This is a genomic window from Sphingopyxis sp. BSN-002, assembly GCF_022024275.1.
In the GTDB taxonomy this organism is placed as follows: domain Bacteria; phylum Pseudomonadota; class Alphaproteobacteria; order Sphingomonadales; family Sphingomonadaceae; genus Sphingopyxis.
On the sequence record NZ_CP091804.1, the window covers coordinates 2,812,017 to 2,832,090 of the forward strand.

Annotated in this window: 20 protein-coding genes; 16 read left to right on the forward strand and 4 right to left on the reverse strand. The window is 65.8% G+C overall.

The window, feature by feature from the left end:
• Positions 1–77 precede the first annotated feature (77 nt).
• The 4 genes from L7H23_RS13890 (at position 78) to pnp (ending at position 4,282) form a co-directional block, all read left to right on the forward strand.
• A complete protein-coding gene (locus L7H23_RS13890; RefSeq protein WP_237836461.1) occupies positions 78–488 on the forward strand; it encodes a DUF6491 family protein in 411 nt (136 codons plus the stop codon).
• A 32-nt stretch (positions 489–520) separates the two neighbouring features.
• The gene (gene truB, locus L7H23_RS13895; RefSeq protein WP_237836462.1) at positions 521–1,477 is read left to right on the forward strand and encodes a tRNA pseudouridine(55) synthase TruB; all 957 of its coding nucleotides are present in this window, start codon (positions 521–523) and stop codon (positions 1,475–1,477) included.
• A gap of 26 nt (positions 1,478–1,503) precedes the next feature.
• Positions 1,504–1,773 (forward strand): 30S ribosomal protein S15, encoded by a 270-nt coding sequence (rpsO, locus tag L7H23_RS13900; RefSeq protein ID WP_237836463.1) that lies wholly within the window; start codon positions 1,504–1,506, stop codon positions 1,771–1,773.
• A gap of 193 nt (positions 1,774–1,966) precedes the next feature.
• Complete coding sequence (pnp, locus tag L7H23_RS13905) at positions 1,967–4,282, forward strand: polyribonucleotide nucleotidyltransferase (RefSeq protein WP_237836464.1); 2,316 nt, start codon at positions 1,967–1,969, stop codon at positions 4,280–4,282.
• 63 nt (positions 4,283–4,345) lie between these two features.
• On the opposite strand, the gene L7H23_RS13910 is transcribed toward pnp, so the two are convergent.
• Positions 4,346–4,915, reverse strand: coding sequence for a septal ring lytic transglycosylase RlpA family protein (locus L7H23_RS13910; RefSeq protein WP_237836465.1), 570 nt, complete (start codon positions 4,913–4,915; stop codon positions 4,346–4,348).
• A gap of 116 nt (positions 4,916–5,031) precedes the next feature.
• Here L7H23_RS13910 and L7H23_RS13915 point away from each other — a divergent pair, with 116 nt between their 5' ends.
• Positions 5,032–5,631: a DNA-3-methyladenine glycosylase I gene (locus L7H23_RS13915; protein ID WP_275671202.1), complete on the forward strand. Its 600-nt coding sequence runs from the start codon at positions 5,032–5,034 to the stop codon at positions 5,629–5,631.
• Here the strand turns inward: L7H23_RS13915 and L7H23_RS13920 are convergent, their stop codons facing one another.
• From L7H23_RS13920 to L7H23_RS13930, 3 genes are all read right to left on the reverse strand, one after another.
• Positions 5,632–6,636: an acyl-CoA thioester hydrolase/BAAT C-terminal domain-containing protein gene (locus L7H23_RS13920; protein WP_237836466.1), complete on the reverse strand. Its 1,005-nt coding sequence runs from the start codon at positions 6,634–6,636 to the stop codon at positions 5,632–5,634.
• A 110-nt stretch (positions 6,637–6,746) separates the two neighbouring features.
• Positions 6,747–7,280: an SRPBCC family protein gene (locus L7H23_RS13925; protein WP_237836467.1), complete on the reverse strand. Its 534-nt coding sequence runs from the start codon at positions 7,278–7,280 to the stop codon at positions 6,747–6,749.
• 2 nt (positions 7,281–7,282) lie between these two features.
• Positions 7,283–7,654, reverse strand: coding sequence for a metalloregulator ArsR/SmtB family transcription factor (locus L7H23_RS13930; RefSeq protein WP_237836468.1), 372 nt, complete (start codon positions 7,652–7,654; stop codon positions 7,283–7,285).
• Positions 7,655–7,783: 129 nt separating this feature from the next.
• Here L7H23_RS13930 and L7H23_RS13935 point away from each other — a divergent pair, with 129 nt between their 5' ends.
• The 11 genes from L7H23_RS13935 (at position 7,784) to L7H23_RS13985 (ending at position 20,053) form a co-directional block, all read left to right on the forward strand.
• A complete protein-coding gene (locus L7H23_RS13935; protein ID WP_237836469.1) occupies positions 7,784–8,488 on the forward strand; it encodes a peptidylprolyl isomerase in 705 nt (234 codons plus the stop codon).
• 61 nt (positions 8,489–8,549) lie between these two features.
• The gene (locus L7H23_RS13940; RefSeq protein WP_237836470.1) at positions 8,550–9,344 is read left to right on the forward strand and encodes an outer membrane protein assembly factor BamD; all 795 of its coding nucleotides are present in this window, start codon (positions 8,550–8,552) and stop codon (positions 9,342–9,344) included.
• Between the two features lie 44 nt (positions 9,345–9,388).
• Positions 9,389–11,056, forward strand: a complete 1,668-nt coding sequence (recN, locus tag L7H23_RS13945; protein ID WP_237836471.1) for a DNA repair protein RecN — start codon at positions 9,389–9,391, stop codon at positions 11,054–11,056.
• Positions 11,053–11,703, forward strand: a complete 651-nt coding sequence (locus L7H23_RS13950; protein WP_237836472.1) for a hypothetical protein — start codon at positions 11,053–11,055, stop codon at positions 11,701–11,703. Before recN ends, L7H23_RS13950 begins: the two co-directional genes overlap by 4 nt.
• A gap of 5 nt (positions 11,704–11,708) precedes the next feature.
• Positions 11,709–12,392 (forward strand): GNAT family N-acetyltransferase, encoded by a 684-nt coding sequence (locus tag L7H23_RS13955; RefSeq protein ID WP_237836473.1) that lies wholly within the window; start codon positions 11,709–11,711, stop codon positions 12,390–12,392.
• Positions 12,389–12,784 carry an antibiotic biosynthesis monooxygenase gene (locus tag L7H23_RS13960; protein ID WP_237836474.1) on the forward strand — a complete coding sequence of 132 codons (396 nt, stop codon included), beginning with the start codon at positions 12,389–12,391 and terminating at the stop codon, positions 12,782–12,784. The genes L7H23_RS13955 and L7H23_RS13960 overlap by 4 nt, the downstream gene beginning before the upstream one ends.
• Entirely contained in the window at positions 12,781–14,895 is a 2,115-nt protein-coding gene (gene ligA / locus L7H23_RS13965; protein ID WP_237836475.1) for an NAD-dependent DNA ligase LigA, read from the forward strand. Before L7H23_RS13960 ends, ligA begins: the two co-directional genes overlap by 4 nt.
• A 57-nt stretch (positions 14,896–14,952) precedes the next feature.
• Positions 14,953–16,122, forward strand: a complete 1,170-nt coding sequence (locus tag L7H23_RS13970) for a sterol desaturase family protein (RefSeq protein WP_237836476.1) — start codon at positions 14,953–14,955, stop codon at positions 16,120–16,122.
• Positions 16,123–16,200: 78 nt separating this feature from the next.
• Entirely contained in the window at positions 16,201–16,593 is a 393-nt protein-coding gene (locus L7H23_RS13975; protein ID WP_237836477.1) for a hypothetical protein, read from the forward strand.
• 72 nt (positions 16,594–16,665) lie between these two features.
• Positions 16,666–18,687: a TonB-dependent receptor gene (locus L7H23_RS13980; protein ID WP_237836478.1), complete on the forward strand. Its 2,022-nt coding sequence runs from the start codon at positions 16,666–16,668 to the stop codon at positions 18,685–18,687.
• Between the two features lie 91 nt (positions 18,688–18,778).
• A complete protein-coding gene (locus tag L7H23_RS13985; RefSeq protein WP_237836479.1) occupies positions 18,779–20,053 on the forward strand; it encodes a PepSY domain-containing protein in 1,275 nt (424 codons plus the stop codon).
• The last annotated feature ends 21 nt before the right edge of the window (positions 20,054–20,074 follow it).

A 20,074-nucleotide genomic window follows, 5' to 3' on the forward strand; every position in this document is an offset into this window, starting at 1 on the left:
CTTACGGGTCAGTGCCGGTTCAGACTCGATCTGCTAGCACAGCGATCGGGCAGGGCCATTCGGCTGAAAGACTCGACATGAAACAGAAACTCGCACTCTCCCTGGCGGCCATGCTGCTTCCCCTTTCTGCAGCGGCCGCCACCGAGCCCGCGCAAGAGCCGCGCGCGCTCGGCGTCGAATCGGGCATCGTCTTTCCGAACGACACCACGATCCGCAACTGGCGCGCCGACAATGAAAACGGGATATGGATCCAGGACCGCGGCGGCGACTGGTATTATGGCACCTTCGCCACGCGGTGCCGCGACGTCGACTTCGCGCAGGCGATCGGCGTCGACACGCGCGGCGCATCGCGGCTCGACCGCTTCGCGACGATCCTTGTCCGCGGCGAACGCTGTCCGCTGGTTTCGTTCGTCAGTTCGGCGCCGCCGCCGACCAAGGCCGAGCTGAAGGCAAAGCGTGAGGCCGACAAAGCAGCGAAGTCGAATTGACAAGCGTCCCGCGCGCCAGCAGGGCGCGCGGAATGAACGGCTGGATCATTCTGGACAAGCCCGTGGGGCTCGGCTCGACGCAGGCAGTCGGCGCCGTGAAGCGCGTCTGCCGCGAGGCCGGTCTCGGCAAGGTCAAGGTCGGGCACGGCGGGACGCTCGATCCGCTCGCCTCCGGCGTACTGCCGATCGCGCTCGGTGAGGCGACGAAGCTGTGCGGGCGGATGCTCGACGCGAGCAAGATCTACGATTTCACCGTGCAGTTCGGGACCGAGACCGCGGGCCTCGATGCCGAGGGCGACATCGTCGCAACCAGCGATGTGCGGCCGACGCTGGCCGAGATCGAGGCCGTATTGCCGCGCTTCACCGGACCGATCGAACAGGTTCCGCCGGCTTATTCCGCGATCAAGGTCGACGGCCAGCGCGCCTATGACCGCGTGCGGGCCGGTGAAGAGGTCGAGATGAAGGCTCGGGGGGTGACGGTTTATTCCCTTCGTCATGCCGGACTTGATCCGGCATCCATGGCCGCCGGTGAAAAATCGACCCCGGATCAAGTCCGGGATGACGAGAATGGGGAAGCACCGCTCGACTCCATCACCCTCACCGCCCACGTCTCGAAGGGCACCTATATCCGATCGCTGGCGCGCGATATCTCCCGGGCCGTCGGAACGGTGGGGCATGTCACCATGCTTCGCCGGACCAAAGCCGGGCCGTTCGACCTCTCGCAGGCGATTTCGCTGGACAAATTGAACGCTTTCGGCCAAGGGGCCGCCCAATCAGAAGTATTTCTGCCGCTCGAGGCAGGGCTGGTCGACATCCCGGCTCTGAACCTTTCTCCGGAAGCGGCAGGGGCGATCCGTCAGGGTCGCGTCTGGACCGGGGGTAGCACGGATGACGGGCTCTATTGGGGAAGGGACAGCGAAATGCGTCCCGTCGCCCTGATCGAGGCTTTGGCGGGAACGCTGAAGGTTGTCCGCGGCTTCAACCTTTAAAACACGATGTTCGAGGAAAACAGATTATGTCGATTACCGCCGAGCGCAAAACCGAAGTCATCGAAGACAATGCCCGCGCAAAGGGCGATACCGGTTCGCCGGAAGTGCAGGTCGCGATCCTGACCGACCGCATCAACACGCTGACCGCTCACTTCAAGGCGCACCACAAGGACAACCACAGCCGCCGCGGCCTGCTGATGATGGTCAACAAGCGTCGCAGCCTCCTCGACTACCTCCGCAAGAAGGACGAGGGCCGCTATCAGGCGCTGATCGCGAAGCTGGGTCTTCGCAAGTAAGAGTTTCTGGCGGCCCCGGATTTCCGGGGCCGCTGTCATATTGGTCGCCCGCATTTGTGCGCGACCGCAGGGCCGCTCCCGCATCCGGCGGGACCGCCACAGGGGCATCAAAGCGCCCCGTACCGCCCCGGGCCGGATTGCCCGGAATCAGAGGCCCCGCCCGGCATAGGGCCCGGCGGGCGAAGGAAACCACATGTTTGACGTGAAAAAAGTATCGATCGAGTGGGGCGGTGAAACGCTGACCCTCGAAACGGGCAAGGTTGCCCGCCAGGCCGACGGCGCCGTGATGGCGACGCTGGGCGAAACGGTCGTCCTGTGCGCCGTGACCGCCGCGAAGTCGGTGAAGGACGGGCAGGACTTCTTCCCGCTCACCGTCCATTATCAGGAAAAATATTCGGCCGCCGGCCGCATCCCGGGCGGCTTCTTCAAGCGCGAACGCGGCGCGACCGAAAAGGAAACGCTGGTCAGCCGCCTGATCGACCGTCCGATCCGCCCGCTGTTCCCCGAAGGCTTCTACAACGAGATCAACGCCATCGCTCAGGTGCTGAGCTATGACGGCCACAACGAACCCGACATCCTCGCGATGGTTGCCGCTTCGGCCGCTCTCACCATCTCGGGCGTGCCCTTCATGGGCCCGATCGGCGCCGCGCGCGTCGGTTACCTGAACGGCGAATATATCCTGAACCCGACCGACGAACAGGTTGCCGAAGGCGACCTCGACCTCGTCGTCGCCGCCACTTACGATGCGGTGATGATGGTCGAATCCGAAGCGAACGAGCTGTCGGAAGAGGTCATGCTCGGCGCCGTCCTGTTCGCGCACGACGCGTGCAAGGAAGTCGTCAAGGCGATCGTCAAGCTCGCCGAACAGGCCGCCAAGGATCCGTGGGAAGTCGCCGCCGGCGACGACAATGCCGCGATCAAGGACAAGCTCAAGAAGCTGATCGGCAAGGACATTGCCGCCGCTTACAAGCTGACCGACAAGTCGGCCCGTTCGAATGCGCTCAACGAAGCGCGCGCGAAGGCGAAGGAAAGCTTCGCCGCCGATGGCCTGTCGCCGCAGGAAGTCATGGCCGGCATCAAGCTGACCAAGAAGCTGGAAGCCGAAATCGTTCGCGGCGCCATCCTCAAGGACGGCAAGCGCATCGACGGCCGCACGACGACCCAGATTCGTCCGATCGTCGCCGAAACGCACTTCCTGCCCCGCGCGCATGGTTCGGCGCTGTTCACCCGCGGTGAAACGCAGACGATCGCCACCGCGACGCTCGGCACCAAGGAAAGCGAACAGATGGTCGATGGCCTGAACGGCCTGTCGTACCAGAACTTCATGCTCCATTATAACTTCCCGCCCTATTCGGTCGGTGAAGTCGGCCGCTTCGGCGCCCCGGGCCGCCGCGAAGTCGGTCATGGCAAGCTGGCGTGGCGCGCGCTGCACCCCGTGCTGCCGACGAAGGACGAGTTCCCCTATACGATCCGCCTCACCAGCGACATCACCGAGTCGAACGGCTCGTCGTCGATGGCGTCGGTCTGCGGCGGTTCGCTCGCGATGATGGACGCCGGTGTGCCGATCAAGCGCCCCGTCTCGGGCATCGCGATGGGCCTGATCCTCGAAGGCAAGGATTATGCGATCCTGTCGGACATCCTCGGCGACGAGGATCACCTCGGCGACATGGACTTCAAGGTGGCCGGTACGTCCGAAGGCATCACCACGATGCAGATGGACATCAAGATCGCGGGCATCACGCGCGAGATCTTCGAAGCCGCTTTGAACCAGGCCAAGGAAGGCCGCGCGCACATCCTCGGTGAAATGAACAAGGCGCTCGGCGAAACCCGCAGCGAGCTGTCGGCACACGCGCCGCGCATCGAGATGATGCAGATCGACAAGTCGAAGATCCGCGACGTCATCGGTACCGGCGGCAAGGTGATCCGCGAGATCGTCGCGACCACCGGCGCCAAGGTCGACATCGACGACGAAGGCCTGATCAAGATCTCGTCGAGCGATCTCGACCAGATCGAAGCCGCCCGCAAGTGGATCAGCGGCATCGTCGAGGAAGCTGAAGTCGGCAAGATCTATGACGGCAAGGTCGTCAACCTCGTCGATTTCGGTGCGTTCGTGAATTTCATGGGCGGCAAGGACGGTCTCGTCCACGTCAGCGAAATCAAGAACGAGCGCGTCGAGAAGGTCTCGGACGTCCTGAGCGAAGGCCAGGAAGTCAAGGTCAAGGTCCTCGAGATCGACCAGCGCGGCAAGGTCCGCCTGTCGATGCGCGTCGTCGATCAGGAAACCGGCGAAGAGCTGGAAGACACCCGTCCGGCGCGCGAACCCCGCGAGCCGCGCGGCGATCGTGGTCCGCGCCGTGACGGCGGCGACCGCGGTGATCGTGGCCGTGGCGGCCGCGACCGTGGCCCGCGCCGTGATGGCGAGGGCCGTGGCGACCGTGGCCCGCGCCGCGAGCGCAGCGAAGACGGTCCGGAAGATCAGGGCCATGTGCCCGACTTCCTGAAGGACTAAGTCTTTCCGATACCGGAACAGGGAAGGGGTCGCCGTAAGGCGGCCCCTTTTCCTTTGGGCCGGCTAGCCCCCCTTGGCGGCAAGCTGGGCCCGGAGTCTTTGCAGTTCCTGCTGCGGAACGGGCGGCAGCGCGGCGGCGGGCTTGCCCTCGCGCAATCGCCCGCGGTCCTTGTCGGACGGCTCGACCTTGCGCACGCGGACGGGGGCGTGGCCCTGCGCCTTGACGCCGAGCGCCTCGGCGGCGCCCCGTGACAGGTCGATGATCCGCGGACCCTGCACAAATGGTCCGCGATCGTTGACGCGCACGATGATCCGGCGTCCCGTATCGAGCGCGGTTACCTCGACATAGGTCGGCAGCGGCAGGGTCGTGTGCGCGGCGGTGATCCAGCCGGGGCGGAACTGCTCGCCGTTTGCGGTGCGGTTGCCCGACTCGCTGCCGTACCAGCTCGCATAGCCGACGACGTCATAGGCAGGCGCCGCCGCGGGGACATAGGTCGTGCCACGGATCGAATAGGGCGGACCGATCCGCACCGGCGTGTCGCTGACAGGCCGGAAATTGCCGCCGGCGCAGGCCGACAGGGCGAGAATGGCAATGGCGACGCTCGCCAGCCGGATTGTCCGGTATCTTCGCATGGGTATGACCCTAACCGCATGACGCGCCGGGATAAAGCATCCGATCCGCTGCCGGCTTGAGAGGAGGGCTTGCCTCTGATAGGGGAACATATCGTGAATGAACTGCGAGGCCGCCCATGACCCTGTTTACTGCTTCCGACGGTATCGCGCGTTGCGGCTGGTGCGCCGCGTCGGACGATTATATCGCCTATCACGACGAGGAATGGGGCTTTCCCGTCGCCGACGACCGCCGTCTGTTCGAGAAGCTGAGCCTCGAAGGTTTCCAGTCGGGCCTCAGCTGGCGGACGATCCTGATGAAGCGCGAGAATTTTCGCGCCGCTTTCGCCGGCTTCGATTTCGGCCGCGTGGCGACGTTCGACGACGGCGATGTCGAGCGGCTGCTGCAGGATGCCGGGATCGTCCGGCACCGCGGCAAGATCGAGGCGGTGATCAACAATGCCCGCCGCGCGCAGGAGCTTGTGCGCGAGAGGGGCTCTATCGCAGCCTATGTCTGGAGCTTCGAGCCGCACGGCGATATTCCGTTCCTTGCATCGACATCGCCCGCCTCGATCGCGATGTCGAAAGACCTCAAGAAGCGCGGATGGAAATTCGTCGGCCCTACGACGGTACATGCTTTCATGCAGGCGATGGGGCTGATCAACGATCATGCCGAAGGCTGCGCGATCCGCGCCAGGGCCGCACGCGCGCGGGCGGCCTTTCAACCGCCCGCGAGCTGATTAGCTGCCCGAGGCAGGAGCAGGCGGCGCCGCAAGCCCGGCCTTGAGAAAGGCGACGATTTTCGGCCAGCTGTCGGCGCGCGCGGCGGCGTTGCCTGCCTCGGTGCCGCCCATCTGGCTCCAGTTTGCGCGCGCCTTGTCGTCGGTAAAGGGGGCTCCCATCACGCCGTGCCCGGCGTCCTTATAGCGTAGAACGACCGGTGCCGCTGCGCCTGCCTTCGCGGCCCGTGCAACGATCCGGTCGGTCATCGGGCAGCTCGGCCAGAGTTTCTCGGCCTCGCCGCAGACGAGCAGCAGCTTGCCCGTGTATTTTTCGACCGGGATGATCGCCGCAGGGTTCCTGTCCACTTCCCTGAGGCCGCCTTCGAACACCGCCATCAGCCCGCGGCTGTCGGGCTGGCCCTTATAGGCGAGGTGCGGCACCGGCTTGCCCTTTTCGCTCCACGACGAGCTGAACGAGCCGAGCATGTAATTCTCGCCGCTCATGCCGTCCCAGACGACGCTCGACGGCATCCCCAGCGCGACGGCGCCGATGCCGGGATAGCGCGTCGCGACGAGCAGCCCGGCCTCGGCGCCCTTCGAATAGCCGACGATACCGACGCGGGCCGGGTCGACCCCTGGCTGCTTCTTCAGCCAGTCGAGTCCGCGATAGAAATCCTCGAGCGGAATGTTCTTGAGCTTCGCCGGCTTGCCGGGCGCGTTGTGATAGGCGAGCTGGAGGACGGTGAAGCCCTCGGCCTGCAACAGCAGTGCGGCAGCGCGCATGTCCTTGCCAAGTCCGCCCTCGGAGCCGCCGAGAAGCAGGATCGCTGCATGCGGCGCGGTCCCGCTGCCCGGATAATAGTTGGCGAGCAGGCCGCCGCCCTCGATCCGCTGCCCGGTCGGGCCGGCCTCGACGATCTTCGCGGGCTTCGGCGGCTGCGTCAGCATATAGGCGAAGCCGCCACCGCCAACGACGATCAGGGCGCCGAGCGCCCCGAGCACGATCTTCCATCTCCGCTTCATGGCTTCGCCCCTCCTGAAACTGTATTATTGCTATACAACAGTCGGGCCGATTGCCACAAAAAAGAAGGGGCCGCGCGAGGCGGCCCCTCCGGTCGCGGGTCCCCGCGATGTCAGCGTGCGAAGCGCGCGGTATAGTCGGCGCGCAGGTGCACCCAATTGTCCCAGTGCGGCGCGGGTGTCGTACCGCGCAGCCGTGCTTCGAGCACGTCGACATGCGCGTGCCAGCCGGCACTGACGTTCAGGCGGACGGTGACGTCCTCGATCCGTTTATGGACGATGGTCAGCAGGACCTCGTCGCCCTGCTCCTCGAGGGTGAAGGTCACGCCGCCGGTGCTGCCCCAGCTGACCGACAGGCTGTGCGGGCCGTCGACCGCGGTGACCTCGCACGTCATGCGATGCTCTTCGGCCATGCCTTCGGGACGTTCGCCCGGCGGGTCGGTCAGCTCGTCGTTACGCCAGACGAACTCGACCGGCGCGCCGACCCTTTCCTCCATCGCGCCCGCGGCGAGCCACTGGCGGCGAAGCTCGCCATCGGTGAGATAGGCCCAGACGCGTTCGATCGGTCCGGGGAGCAGGCGCTGGAGCGTCAGTGTCGCGGGCTCGCTGAGCGTGCCGTAGGTGTCGTCGGTCAGCATGGCGGTCATCGTCATTCTCCTTCTTTCCCGGGGAGGGGAGTCTTGGGGGGCGGGGGCGGGCTGTCGCGGAGCAGGCGTTCGAGGGTATCGAGGCGATCGGTCCAGAAGCGGCGATAGATGCCGAGCCACTGATCGGCGCTCATCAGCGGCGCCGGGTCGAGACTGCAGACATGGGTGCGACCGCGAACGTCACGGCGGACCAGACCCGCGGCCTCGAGGACCTTTATGTGCTTCGATGCCGCCGCGAGCGACATGGCGAAGGGCTGGGCGAGTTCGCCGACGCTTCGCTCGCCTGAAGCCAGTTCACCGAGCATCGCGCGCCGCGTCGCATCGCCAAGCGCGTGGAAGATCGTGTCGAGGGTGTGCGAATCATGTTCAACCATATGGTTGAATATTGACTTATCAGCCTCGATTGTCAACCGAAAGGTTTAATGATCGTCTCCGCGTCTTGGCGAGGCGGCCGGCAGCGTATAGCCTGACCGCCGATCTTTTGTCCGAAGCAGAGTGATTCCATGATTTTGCAAAGCCTGATCCTGTCCTTGTCGCTGGCCGCCGCAGCGAATCCCGCCTCGACACCTGCACCCGTTCCGGCACCGTCGCCGATCACGGCGTCGGCTCCTCCGTCGTCGTCGCCCGATGCTCCCGATACGCGGCCCTATGTCGAACTGGTCACCAATGCGGGGACGATCGTCCTCCGGCTGGAGGACAAGCGAGCCCCCGTCACCGCCGCCAACTTCCTCCGCTATGTCGACAGCAAGCGGATGAACGGTTTCAAATTCTATCGCTCCACGAAAAGCTGGGGCCCTTACAGCGCGCTGATCCAAGGCGGCAATCGTGGCGATGCGAAGCTCAATTATCCGCCGATCGCGCACGAGCCGACCAATGTCACCGGCCTGACGGCGTGCAAGGGCGCCATGCTTATGGCGCGCGGCGCACCGGGACAGGCGACGAGCGATTTCTTCCTGTTGCTCAGCGATGTTCCCGGCTTCAACGCCGATCCCGCCGCAAGCGGCGATAATGCCGGTTTTGCCGTGTTCGGCGAACTGATCGCGGGCGCCGATGTCGTCCAGAAGATCTATGATGCGCCGACCTCGCCGACCGCGGGTTTGGGCGTGATGGTCGGACAGATGCTCGAACCGCAATTCACGATTACCACCGCGCGCCGCATTCCGGCGCCGGCCGACGCGCCGAAGGGGTGTGTCGTCAAGGCGCCATAAACCGCCGCGGCAGCCCTATCATTTATTTTGCGTTCATCCGCGCTGTGGCTATACCGCGCGCATGACTCAGCGTTCCTCCCTGCGCGCAACGACGCGCCTGCTCGCCGCCGCTCTTGTGATTTCACCGATGCTGGCCGCTTGCGCCGGTGGCGCGGGGGTCAAAAAGGACACACGCTACGTCGCGCGCGACGTCAATACGCTCTACCGTGCGGCACAGGATCGCCTCGACCGTCGGCAGTACAAGATCGCCGCCGCATTGTTCGACGAGGTCGAGCGCCAGCATCCCTATTCGCCCTGGGCCCGCCGCGCGCAGCTGATGAGCAGCTTCAGCTATTATATGGACCGCGAATATACCCCGGCGATCGAGGCCGCGCAGCGATTCCTCGCGATCCACCCGGGCAACAAGGACGCGGCTTACGCCTATTATCTGATCGCGCTCAGCTATTATGAGCAGATCAGCGACGTCACGCGCGACCAGAAGATCACCGAGCAGGCGCTCAACGCGCTCGGCGAGGTGACCCGCCGCTATCCCGACACGCGTTACGCCGCCGACGCGCGGCTCAAGATCGACCTCGTGCAGGACCATCTCGCGGGCAAGGAGATGGAGATCGGGCGCTTCTATCAGCGCAGCTCGAACTGGCTCGCCGCTTCGATCCGCTTCCGCGAAGTGACCGAAAAGTTCCAGACGACCAGCCATGCCGCCGAGGCGCTTTATCGCCTGACCGAATGCTATCTTGCGCTCGGCATTCCGGAAGAGGCGAAGAAATCGGCTGCGGTCCTCGGCGCGAACTATCCGGGCAGCGAATGGTATGAGCGCGCCTACAGGCTGATGCAGAAGAACGCGCCCAGCGCATAATTCTGCGCGTGGATTCGCATTTTGTTCTGCGGTAAGGGCAGGACATGCTGACGGCGCTTTCCATCGCCAACATCGTTCTGATCGAACGGCTCGACCTCGATTTCGAGACCGGGCTCGGCGTGCTCACGGGCGAGACCGGGGCCGGCAAGTCGATCCTGCTCGATGCGCTGGGGCTCGCGCTCGGGATGCGTGCCGACAGCGCGCTCGTGCGGCAGGGAACCGACAAGGCGCAGGTCACGGCAAGCTTCACCCCGCCCGCGCCGGGCACGCCGCTCGCCGCGCTGCTTGCCGAAAACGATGTCGCGCTCGATCCGGGCGAGCCGCTGCTGATCCGCCGGGCGCTCAAGGCCGACGGCGGCAGCCGCGCGTTCCTGAACGACCAGCCCTGTTCGGCGGCGCTGCTTCGCGAGGTCGGGGGCTATCTCGTCGAAATTCATGGCCAGCACGACGACCGCGGCCTGCTTGCGCCCGCGGGGCATCGCGCGCTGCTTGACGCCTATGCGCGTGCCGACACCGGCGCGGTCGCGAGCGCCCATGCCGCGTGGCGTGTTGCGGAGGACAGGCTGGCAGCCGCGCGGGCGGCGATCTCCGAGGCCGAACGCGACCGCGAATGGCTCGAACATTGCGTTGCCGAATTGCAGGCGCTCGGCCCCCGCGCCGGCGAAGAGGCCGAACTCGCCGAGGCACGCGCCGCGATGCAGAAGGGCGAGAAGATCGCCGGGGATCTCGGCGCGATCATGGAGGCATTCGACGGCAGCGACGGCGGTCCGGCGCTGTTGCGCGGCGCGGCGCGGCGGCTCGACCGGCTTGCGGGCGATCATCCGCTGCTCGCCGAAGCGCTCGCCAGTCTCGACCGCGCGATTATCGAGGCCGACGAGGCCGAGACGAAGCTGGGCGAAGCCGCGCGTGCGATGGAATATGATCCCGAGCGCCTCGAAGAGACCGAAACGCGCCTGTTCGAACTGCGTGCGATGGCGCGCAAGCACAATGTCCAGCCCGACGAGCTTGCCGAACTGTCGGGCGAACTCGCGGCGCGGCTCGACGCGATCGAGGGCGGCAGCGCCGGCCTCGCGCGGCTCGAAGCTGCGGTCGCGGAAACGGCGTCCGCCTATACCCACGCCGCGACGGCCCTGTCCGACCTGCGTGCCAGAGCGGCGACTCGTCTCGATACCGCGGTTGCCGGCGAGCTCGTCCCGCTGAAGCTCGACGCGGCGCGCTTCCGGACCGCGGTCGAGCGCCTTCCCGCCGAGCGCTGGGGTGCCGACGGTATCGACCGTGTCGAATTCCTGATCTCGACCAACCCCGGCGCGCCCTTTGCACCGCTGGCGAAGATTGCGTCGGGCGGCGAACTGTCGCGCTTCATCCTCGCATTGAAGGTTGCGCTTGCCGAAGAGGGCGGCGCCGACACGATCATCTTCGACGAGATCGACCGCGGCGTCGGCGGCGCGGTCGCGAGCGCGATCGGTGAGCGGCTGGCAAGGCTCGCCGGCGCGGGCAAGCAACTGCTGGCGGTGACCCACAGCCCGCAGGTCGCGGCGAAGGGTGCGTCGCACTTTGTCATCGCGAAATCGAGCGAAGGCACGGTCACCCGCACCGGCGTTCGCGCGCTCGACGATGCTGGTCGCCGCGAGGAAATCGCGCGGATGCTATCGGGCGCCGAAGTCACCGCCGAAGCACGCGCGCAAGCGGAAAGACTGTTGGAGACTGTATGACGGGCAATTATCGGGACGACGGTTATCTGGCCTTGCCCGGCTTTCTGCCGACGGACGTGACGCATGCCTTTCTGGGTACGCTGAAGTCCGACCTCACGCGTGCGGGTGTTGCGTTCGACCAGTTGAAGCGCGGATCGGACCTGCTCAAGACCGAGGCGGTCGAGGTTTACGGCCTGCAATATACGCCGATGATCACTTTCCTGTGGGGAATGACGCCGGCGGTGAGCACGCTCGTCGGCCGTGAGCTTCGTCCGACCTATTGCTATTTCCGCATGTACCGCGCGGGCGATATCTGCCGCATCCATTCGGACCGCTACGCCTGCGAGCACAGCCTGTCGCTGCTGCTCGCAGCGAGTGACGACCGGCCGTGGCCGCTCGAAGTCGGGTCGCGCCATATCGAAACCCCGCGCCAGCGCGCCGATGCCGATTTCGGTGACGAGCCCTATGGCTCGGTGGCGATGTGCGCGGGCGATGCGGTACTCTATCAGGGCGTCCACCGGGCGCATGGGCGGATGATGCCGAACCCCAATCGCTGGTCGGCGCATCTGTTCCTGCACTGGGTCGATGTCGACGGGCCCTATGCCAAGGAGGCGTTCGAGGGGATGCAGATTCCGCCGACCGAGACGCTCGCGATGGAGCGGGGCTGAGACGCATGGCTGCCCATCCGCTCGACCGGCCGATCTGGACGATGCTCACCGGACGACAGGCGCATCTGGCCGAGGGCGGGGACAGGGCGATGCGGATCGACCGCGGTTATGGTGTGTTCGGCGTCGCCGTCGACACCGGCGCGGAAGCGCAAGCGGCTCTCGCCACGCTGGTTCCGGATGATGGCGAACTCTGGATCGTCGAGGGCGAGCCCTGGCCGGTGCCGGCCGGAACGCGCGAGGTAAAGCGCGCCGTGCTGGCGCAGATGGTAGCCGAAGGGCCGCCGCCCGTGCCGCGCGACGGCGAACCCGCGATCATCCCCCTCGGCGAGGGCGATGCCGCCGAAATGGCGGCGCTCGCGGATCATGCGAAGCCCGGGCCGTGGGGTCCGGCGACGCATCGTTACGGTCCCTTCTTCGGGGTCCGCGAAGACGGGCGCCTGCTCGCGATGGCGGGCCAGCGCATCCTTGCCCCCGGCATGGCCGAGGTCAGCGGCGTTTCGACATGGGAGGATTGCCGCGGGCGCGGGCTGGCGCGTGCGCTGATCGGTCATGTGATGCGTGCGATGGTGGCGCGCGGCGAAACGCCCTTCCTGCACAGCTACGCCGACAATGCCGGCGCGATCGGCCTGTATGAATCGCTCGGCTTTCGTATCCGCCGCGAGGTGCATGTGCTGGCGATCGCGAAATGAACCGGCGCGAGCATCTGGCCGCGTTGCTGGCGATGGCGGGGGCATTGCTGCCCGCGACGAAACTTCGGGCCATGGAGGCAAGAATGGAAGAAGCCGATCCGCAATACGGCCTCATCGGGCAGATGATGGCGCAGCCAGGGCAGCGCGCGGCGCTAACCGCGATCCTGTCCGAAGGCACCGGATCGATGCCCGGCAACATCGCCTATCTGGTCGGCGAGGATAGCGCGAACCCCGACGCGATCTGGATCGTCGAATTGTGGGACAGCAGGGAATCGCACGCCGCCTCGCTTCAATTACCGGTGGTGCAGGAAGCGATCCGGAAAGGTCGCCCGCTTATCGCAGGATTTGGTACTCGCGCCGAGTTCAAGCCGGTGGCAAAAGCCGGCGCATGACCGAAATTGAATCGCTGACCGAAGCCGACGCCGCCAACGAACTGATGCGGCTCGCGAAAACGATCGCCTATCACAGCAAACGCTATCATGCCGACGATGCGCCCGAGATTGCGGACGCCGACTATGACGCGCTCGTGCGTCGTAACACCGAAATCGAAAATGCCTTCCCGCACCTGATCCGCGCCGACAGCCCGAACAAGCTGGTCGGCGCAGCGGTCGAGAGCTCGCCGCTTGCCAAGGTCACGCACGCGGTACGGATGATGAGCCTCGACAACGCCTTTTCGGGCGAGGATGTCGAAGAGTTCGCGGCGCGGGTGCGGCGCTTCCTCAATCTCGGCGCGGACGAGGCCATCGCGCTCACAGCCGAGGACAAGATCGACGGCCTGTCTTGTTCGCTGCGCTACGAGAAAGGCAAGCTCGTGCAGGCCGCGACGCGCGGCGACGGTTCGGTCGGCGAGGACGTCACCGCGAACGTCGCGACGATCGCCGACATTCCGCAGGACCTGAAGGGTACCGCACCCGACGTCTTCGAGATCCGCGGCGAGGTCTATATGGCCAAGGCCGATTTCGCCGCGCTGAACGAGCGTTTGATGGACGAGGGCAGGGCGCTTGCTTCGCAACGCGAGCAGGATTTCGATCCGGCGACCGTCCGCCAGTTTGCCAATCCGCGCAACGCCGCGGCGGGCTCGCTGCGCCAGAAGGATGCCAACGTCACCGCGTCGCGTCCGCTGCGCTTTCTCGCGCATGGCTGGGGCGAGGTCAGCGCGGTGCCCGCCGAGACGCAATATGCGATGATGAAGCAGATCGCGGCGTGGGGCGTTCCCGTCTCGCCGCTGCTGAAGCGCTTCGAGAGCGTCGCCGACGTGCTCGCGCACTACCGGATGATTGAGGCCGAGCGCGCCGAGATGCCCTACGATATCGACGGCGTCGTCTATAAGATCGACCGTCTCGACTGGCAGCAGCGTCTGGGCTTCGTCGCAAAGGCGCCGCGCTGGGCGATCGCGCATAAATTCCCCGCCGAACGGGCGCAGACGACGCTCGAGGCGATCGACATCCAGGTCGGCCGCACCGGCAAGCTGACCCCGGTCGGGCGGCTCACCCCCGTCACCGTCGGCGGTGTTGTCGTGTCGAACGTCACGCTCCACAACCGCGACGAGATCGGCCGCCTCGGCGTGCGCCCCGGCGACCGCGTCGTGATCCAGCGCGCGGGCGACGTGATCCCGCAGGTCGTTGAGAACCTCACCCGCGACGAGGATCGCGCCGCCTATATCTTCCCCGACCATTGCCCCGTCTGCGACAGCGAAGCGGTCGCCGAGGAGGGCGAGGTCGACGTCCGCTGCACCGGCGGCCTCATCTGCAACGCGCAGAAGTTCGAACGCCTGCGCCATTTCGTCAGCCGCGGCGCGCTCGACATCGAGGGGCTCGGCGAAAAGAGCATTCAGGAGTTCCTCGACCTCGGCTGGCTTGACAAGGGGCCCGCCGATATCTTCCGCCTGAAGAACCACCGCGACGACCTGCTCGGCCGCGAGGGGTGGAAGGAAAAGTCGGTCGACAATCTCTTCGCCGCGATCGAGGCGAAGCGCTCACCTGACGCCGCGCGCCTGCTGTTCGGGCTCGGCATTCGCCACGTCGGCGCGGTGACCGCGCGCGATCTCCTAAAGCATTTCGGTGAGTTGGGGGTTCTGCGAAAATGCGCATTCGAAGCGCATGCAGGTGATGAGCTTTCGATTGCAGAGCTTACCATTATTGACGGTGTCGGCCCTGTCGTTGTTCAGGCGCTCGGCGATTTCTTCCACGAGCCGCACAACGGCGTGCTATGGGACGATCTGATGGGCGAGGTCTCACCCCCTCCCTATGTTGTCGAAACCCGCGAGAGCGAGGTGTCGGGCATGACAGTGGTCTTCACCGGCAAACTCGAAACGATGAGCCGCGACGAGGCCAAGGCGCAGGCCGAAGCTTTGGGCGCCAAGGCTGCAGGCTCGGTCAGCGCCAAGACCGATCTGGTCGTTGCGGGCCCCGGCGCAGGGTCGAAACTCAAGCAGGCGAGCGCGCTCGGTATCCGCGTGATCGACGAGGCCGAATGGGCTGCGATCGTCGCGGCAGCGGGTTAGAAGAGGAACGTGCGCGCCATCACAGACGGCGCGCACGAAATGCTGTGAGGGGGCCGCATGGCAAAGAATGACTATCTCGAAACGCTGATGCACGATCTGGAATCGCACACCGAGGTGCGGCGGTTCGGGAGCGGGTGGCTGTCGGGCTTCTTCGGGCTGCTGTTCGCGATCGCGGGCTTCCTGATGGTGATTGCGCTGCGTTTCCCCGACTGGTTCGCGACCCCCGAGCTTGCGGTCGTCAAGAACTGGACCGGCTTTCGCGGTGCGGTTCACCTCGTTCTCCTCGTCAGCTATGGACTATCGTTGCTCAGCCTGCTGCTCCGCCCGCGCAAGGTGCTCGGGCTCACCGCGCTGATGATCGGGCTCGGGGCGATCCTGCTTGGCGGGTCGAACGTCCAGCCGCAGGAAACGCGCGACTGGGGCATCTTCTTCGGGCTCGACTTCTTCGTCGTGAACCTGCTCGTCACCGGCTTCATGTTCGCGCCGCTCGAACGCGCCTTCCCGCATCGCCGCGCGCAGCGGCTGTTTCGTACCGAATGGCGCGAGGACCTCTTCTATTATCTCGTCAGCACGATGTTCGTGCAGGTGCTGGGTTTCCTTGCGCTCGCGCCGCAGCAGTTCGTCAACGCGCATACGAACAGCTGGGACACCTTCCGCGCCGGGGTCGCGTCGCTGCCGTGGATCGTCCAGTTCCTGATCGTGCTCGTCGCGTCGGACATGGTGCAATACTGGTTCCACCGCACCTTCCACCGCTACCCCTTCCTCTGGGGTTTCCACGCGGTGCACCACAGCGCCAAGTCGATGGACTGGCTCGCCGGGTCGCGGATGCACTTCGTCGAGATCATCCTGCTGCGCGCAATCACCTCGCTGCCGCTGTTCACGCTCGGTTTCTCGCCTTCGGTGATGCAGGCCTATATCGGTTTCGTCTATGTCTGGTCGTCGCTGCTCCACGCCAATGTCGGGGGCAATTTCAACCGCCTCGGCCACTGGGTCGCGACGCCGCGCTTTCACCACTGGCACCACGGGCTGGAGCGCGAGGCCTTCGACGTCAATTTCGCGATTCACTTTCCGTGGATCGACAAATTGTTCGGCACTTTCCACCTGCCGAAGGACCGCTGGCCCGAAAATTACGGCATCCCCGAGGATGTACCGAAGAAATATTGGGGTCAGTTCCTCTATCCGTGGACGCGCACCGGCAAGAAGACCGACGAGACGCCGGCCGAATAGGGACGCCGGACAGCGTGGCGCCGGATAGGGCAATCTGTCCGCTTGCCAGCGCTAGCGGTGCGCCATAAGGCGCGACGCGTGGGCATCCTTGCCGCCTTTCGCCGTCCGGGCATCCTGTTGCTGCTGCCGCTGATTCTGGCGCTGGCGGCGCGAATGCTCGTCGCGCCCGGCTGGATGATCGACAGCAATGCCGACGGCACGATCACCGTTCGCGTCTGTTCGGACCCCGCCAATCCCGACGGGACGGTGACGATCGCGCTGAAGAAGACCGGCGATCACCAGGCCGGCAAGGGCCAGCAGCATTGTCCTTGGGGCGCGCTCGCGGCTGCTCCCATCGCGCCCGACTTGCCGGCGCTGCCCGAGAAGCTCGTCGAGGCTGAGCCCTCTCCCGCTGCCGTTCCCTCGCTGGGCTATGCCCCGGGGATCGCGTCGCCGCTCCCTCCCAGTACCGGACCACCCCTCTTCGCCTGATCCAGCCTGACATGCCGTCCGCGCCCGAAAGCGCGGCGCGGCCCCATGCCTGTATCCGGGGAAGATATTCCGATGAAGATCAATGCCGATTGTGCGGCGCCGTTGCTGGCGCTTGCATCTTGCCTTGCGGCTTCGCCCGTCCATGCCGACGAGGCCGATTCCGCCATTATCGTGACCGCACCCACTGCGACCCATGCTGCCGAAGACCGTGCCTCGCATACACCGGGCGGCACCGATGTCGTTTCCTATGAAGACTATGCCGACAAGTCGGTCGTGTCCCTGCGCGACGCGCTGGCTTTTTCGCCGGGGATATATCTCCAGCCCCGCTACGGGCAGGAGGTACGCATCTCGATCCGCGGCTCGGGTATCTCGCGCGGCTTTCACATGCGCGGGCTGACGTTGTTGCAGGACGGGGTGCCGATCAATCTCGCCGACGATAATGGCGATTTCCAGGAGCTCGAGCCGATCTTCTTCGATCATCTCGAAGTGTATCGCGGCGCCAATGCGCTGCGCTTCGGATCGGGCACATTGGGCGGCGCAATCAACGGCGTGACCCCGACCGCCCGCACGGCCGGAGGAATATATCTGCGCGGCGATGTCGGCAGCTTCGATCTCCATCGCGGCCTCGTGTCGGCGGGGGTCGCCAGCGACGCGGTCGATGCCTGGGGGGCGGTGAGCGCCGACACGTCGGATGGCGACCGCGACCATGCGAAACGACGCAGTCTTCGCTTTCAGGGGAACGTCGGTCTGCGGTTCGGCGACACGGTATCGACGCGCTTCTATGTCAGCTTCAACACTATCGACCAGCAGCTTCCCGGCGCGCTGACCCGTGCGCAGGCGCTGACGACGCCGAAGATGGCGAACGCCGGCAGCGCAGCAGGCGATCAGCAACGCGACATAGACTCGCTGCGCCTGCAGAATCGCACGACTTTCGACTTCGGCGCGGCGAAGCTGGAGGTCGGAGGCTTCGTCAACGCCAAGTCGCTGTTCCATCCGATCTTTCAGGTAATCGACCAGAAATCGACCGACGTCGGCGGTTTTGCGCGGCTCGACTATGCGGCGGGACCGGTCGAGGCGACGCTGGGGGGCGAATTGCGCCGCGGCACTGTTCATGCACGCCAGTTCGTCAATATCGCCGGTCGGCGTGGCGCGCTGACTTTCGACGCCGATCAGGACGCGCAGACCGCGAACCTGTATGGCGAAGTCCGCGTGCGGCCGGCGCCGCAACTTTCGCTGATCGCGGGCGGGGTCTATGCCGACGGCTGGCGGAAACGCCGGGTCGATTTCTCGACCAGTCCGGCGAACGACGGGCGGGTCGATTTCGATGCCTTTTCACCGAAATTCGGCTTACTGTTCGAGCCGGCGGACGGCGTGCAATTCTTCGCCAACTACAGCCGCTCGGCCGAATTCCCGGGGTTCGGCGAGGTGTTCCAGTCGGTCGGCGTGCCGCCCGTCAGCATGCTGATTTCGGACATCCGGCCGCAACGTGCCTGGACCGCCGAAATCGGTACGCGCGGCAGCGTGGGCATCGTCCATTGGGATCTGGCGCTCTATCGCTCGACGCTGAAAGGAGAGATGCTGCAATATAGCGTGAGCAGCAGTATCCCGGCCGCCACCTTCAACGCCGACCGGACCCTGCATCAGGGGATCGAGGCGGGGCTCGATCTCGATATCGCGCCCTGGCTGCGTCTGCGCCAGACATATGCGTTCAGCGACTTCCGCTTCCGGAACGACAGTCAATTCGGCGACAACCGCCTGCCGGTGGTGCCGAAGCATGCCTATCGTGCCGAGGCGCGGATCGGCACCGATGCGTTGCACGTTGCGCCGAACGTCGAATGGGTGCCGCAGGGCCCGTTCGCCGACTATCGCAACAATGTCCGCACCCCCGGCTATGCGCTGGTCGGCCTTACCGGCGGTGCGCGCGTGGCTGAGGGTGTCGAAGCATTTGTCGACATCCGCAACATCACGGGAAAAAGGGCGATCGGCGACATCAGCGCGACGATCGATGCTTCGGTGACGTCGGCCGCAAACCCGGCGATCTATTACCCCGTCGAACGCCGGGCGGTCTCCGCCGGCCTTCGCGCGCGTTTCTGAGGGACTTGGGGATGGCCGACGTCAACCGGATTCCGCTCTATCGCACGATCTGGCGCTGGCATTTCTATGCCGGGCTGTTCGTCATCCCATCGTGCTTGTCCTGTCGGTGACGGGCGCGGCCTATCTGTTCAAGCCGCAGCTCGACCGGTGGGAAGAAAGCGCATGGCGCGGGCTGTCTTCGGAGGGGGCCGTCGACGCCGACGCGCAGGTTGCGGCGGCTCTCGCGGGCAACCCCGGAGCGAGCTTTCACTATTATCGCATTCCCGAGGCGGCCGGCGACGCCGCGGTCGTCCATATCGGCCTGTCCGGCGGCGCGATGCGCGACGTCGCGGTTTCGCCGCAGGGGCGGGTGATCGGGACGGTCGACCCCGACGCGCGATGGTCGGCATGGCTTGCACGTCTGCATGGCAGCCTGCTGGCCGGGCGCAGCGGCAGGCTGCTCGTCGAACTGGCGGCGAGCTGGGCGATCGTGCTGATCCTGACCGGCCTCTATCTCTGGTGGCCGCGGGGGCGGGGCCTTGCGGGAATCGTCTGGCCGCGGCTGTCGCTTGGCGGCCGCACCGCCCTGCGCGACCTCCACACCGTCAGGGGCTTCTGGGTGTCGGGGCTGGCGCTGATCCTGCTCTTCACGGCGCTACCGTGGACCGACGTGTGGGCCGGCGGCTTTCGCGCGATCCGCGCCGAGATGGGATGGGTGGCGGGCGTCCCCGACTGGAAGGGTGGCGCCGACCCCCACGCTGCGCATGATCATCATGCCATGGCTTCGGCGGCGCCCAGGCCGCAGGGTCCGGAGCATCGTGCGCCGCTCGCCTATATCGTCCTCCGCGCCCGCGCCGAGCATATGCCTGCGCCCGCGATCATCCAGCCGCCGGGCGCCCCCAACATGTTCGGCCCGCCGAACGGCAATGTCTGGACATTGACGACGCAGACCCAGAACCGGCCACAGGTGCGGAAGGTCAGCTATGATCCCGCGACGAGCCTCGAGGTTTCGCGCAGCGGCTTTGCCGACAAGCATGTCATCGACCGCGTGGTGAACATCGGGATCGCCTGGCATGAGGGACAGCTCTTCGGGCTCGCGAACCAGATCGTCGGCGTCGTGACCGCGCTGGCGCTTTTCACGCTCGCGATCTCCGGCTTTCTGATGTGGCGCCGCCGCAAGCCGGAGGACGTGCTCGGCGCGCCTTCGCCGTCGCGCGATCCGGCGCGGCTCAGGGGCGTCGCGGCGATCATCCTGCTGCTCGCGGCGTTTCTGCCCATGCTGGCCGCGTCGCTGGCCTTGCTGTGGATCGTCGATCGGCTAATCTTGCCGCGCCTTCCGCGTGCGGCACGATGGCTCGGAGTCGCGCGTCGGAAAGGTTTCATCTGAAACCAGTTCATGCTAGACCCT

Coding starts and splice junctions, on each gene's coding strand:
- L7H23_RS13890 (WP_237836461.1), top strand. CDS start 78: ATGAAACAGAAACTCGCACTCTCCCTGGCGGCCATGCTGCTTCCCCTT.
- truB (WP_237836462.1), top strand. CDS start 521: ATGAACGGCTGGATCATTCTGGACAAGCCCGTGGGGCTCGGCTCGACG.
- rpsO (WP_237836463.1), top strand. CDS start 1,504: ATGTCGATTACCGCCGAGCGCAAAACCGAAGTCATCGAAGACAATGCC.
- pnp (WP_237836464.1), top strand. CDS start 1,967: ATGTTTGACGTGAAAAAAGTATCGATCGAGTGGGGCGGTGAAACGCTG.
- L7H23_RS13910 (WP_237836465.1), bottom strand. CDS start 4,915: ATGCGAAGATACCGGACAATCCGGCTGGCGAGCGTCGCCATTGCCATT.
- L7H23_RS13915 (WP_275671202.1), top strand. CDS start 5,032: ATGACCCTGTTTACTGCTTCCGACGGTATCGCGCGTTGCGGCTGGTGC.
- L7H23_RS13920 (WP_237836466.1), bottom strand. CDS start 6,636: ATGAAGCGGAGATGGAAGATCGTGCTCGGGGCGCTCGGCGCCCTGATC.
- L7H23_RS13925 (WP_237836467.1), bottom strand. CDS start 7,280: ATGACCGCCATGCTGACCGACGACACCTACGGCACGCTCAGCGAGCCC.
- L7H23_RS13930 (WP_237836468.1), bottom strand. CDS start 7,654: ATGGTTGAACATGATTCGCACACCCTCGACACGATCTTCCACGCGCTT.
- L7H23_RS13935 (WP_237836469.1), top strand. CDS start 7,784: ATGATTTTGCAAAGCCTGATCCTGTCCTTGTCGCTGGCCGCCGCAGCG.
- L7H23_RS13940 (WP_237836470.1), top strand. CDS start 8,550: ATGACTCAGCGTTCCTCCCTGCGCGCAACGACGCGCCTGCTCGCCGCC.
- recN (WP_237836471.1), top strand. CDS start 9,389: ATGCTGACGGCGCTTTCCATCGCCAACATCGTTCTGATCGAACGGCTC.
- L7H23_RS13950 (WP_237836472.1), top strand. CDS start 11,053: ATGACGGGCAATTATCGGGACGACGGTTATCTGGCCTTGCCCGGCTTT.
- L7H23_RS13955 (WP_237836473.1), top strand. CDS start 11,709: ATGGCTGCCCATCCGCTCGACCGGCCGATCTGGACGATGCTCACCGGA.
- L7H23_RS13960 (WP_237836474.1), top strand. CDS start 12,389: ATGAACCGGCGCGAGCATCTGGCCGCGTTGCTGGCGATGGCGGGGGCA.
- ligA (WP_237836475.1), top strand. CDS start 12,781: ATGACCGAAATTGAATCGCTGACCGAAGCCGACGCCGCCAACGAACTG.
- L7H23_RS13970 (WP_237836476.1), top strand. CDS start 14,953: ATGGCAAAGAATGACTATCTCGAAACGCTGATGCACGATCTGGAATCG.
- L7H23_RS13980 (WP_237836478.1), top strand. CDS start 16,666: ATGAAGATCAATGCCGATTGTGCGGCGCCGTTGCTGGCGCTTGCATCT.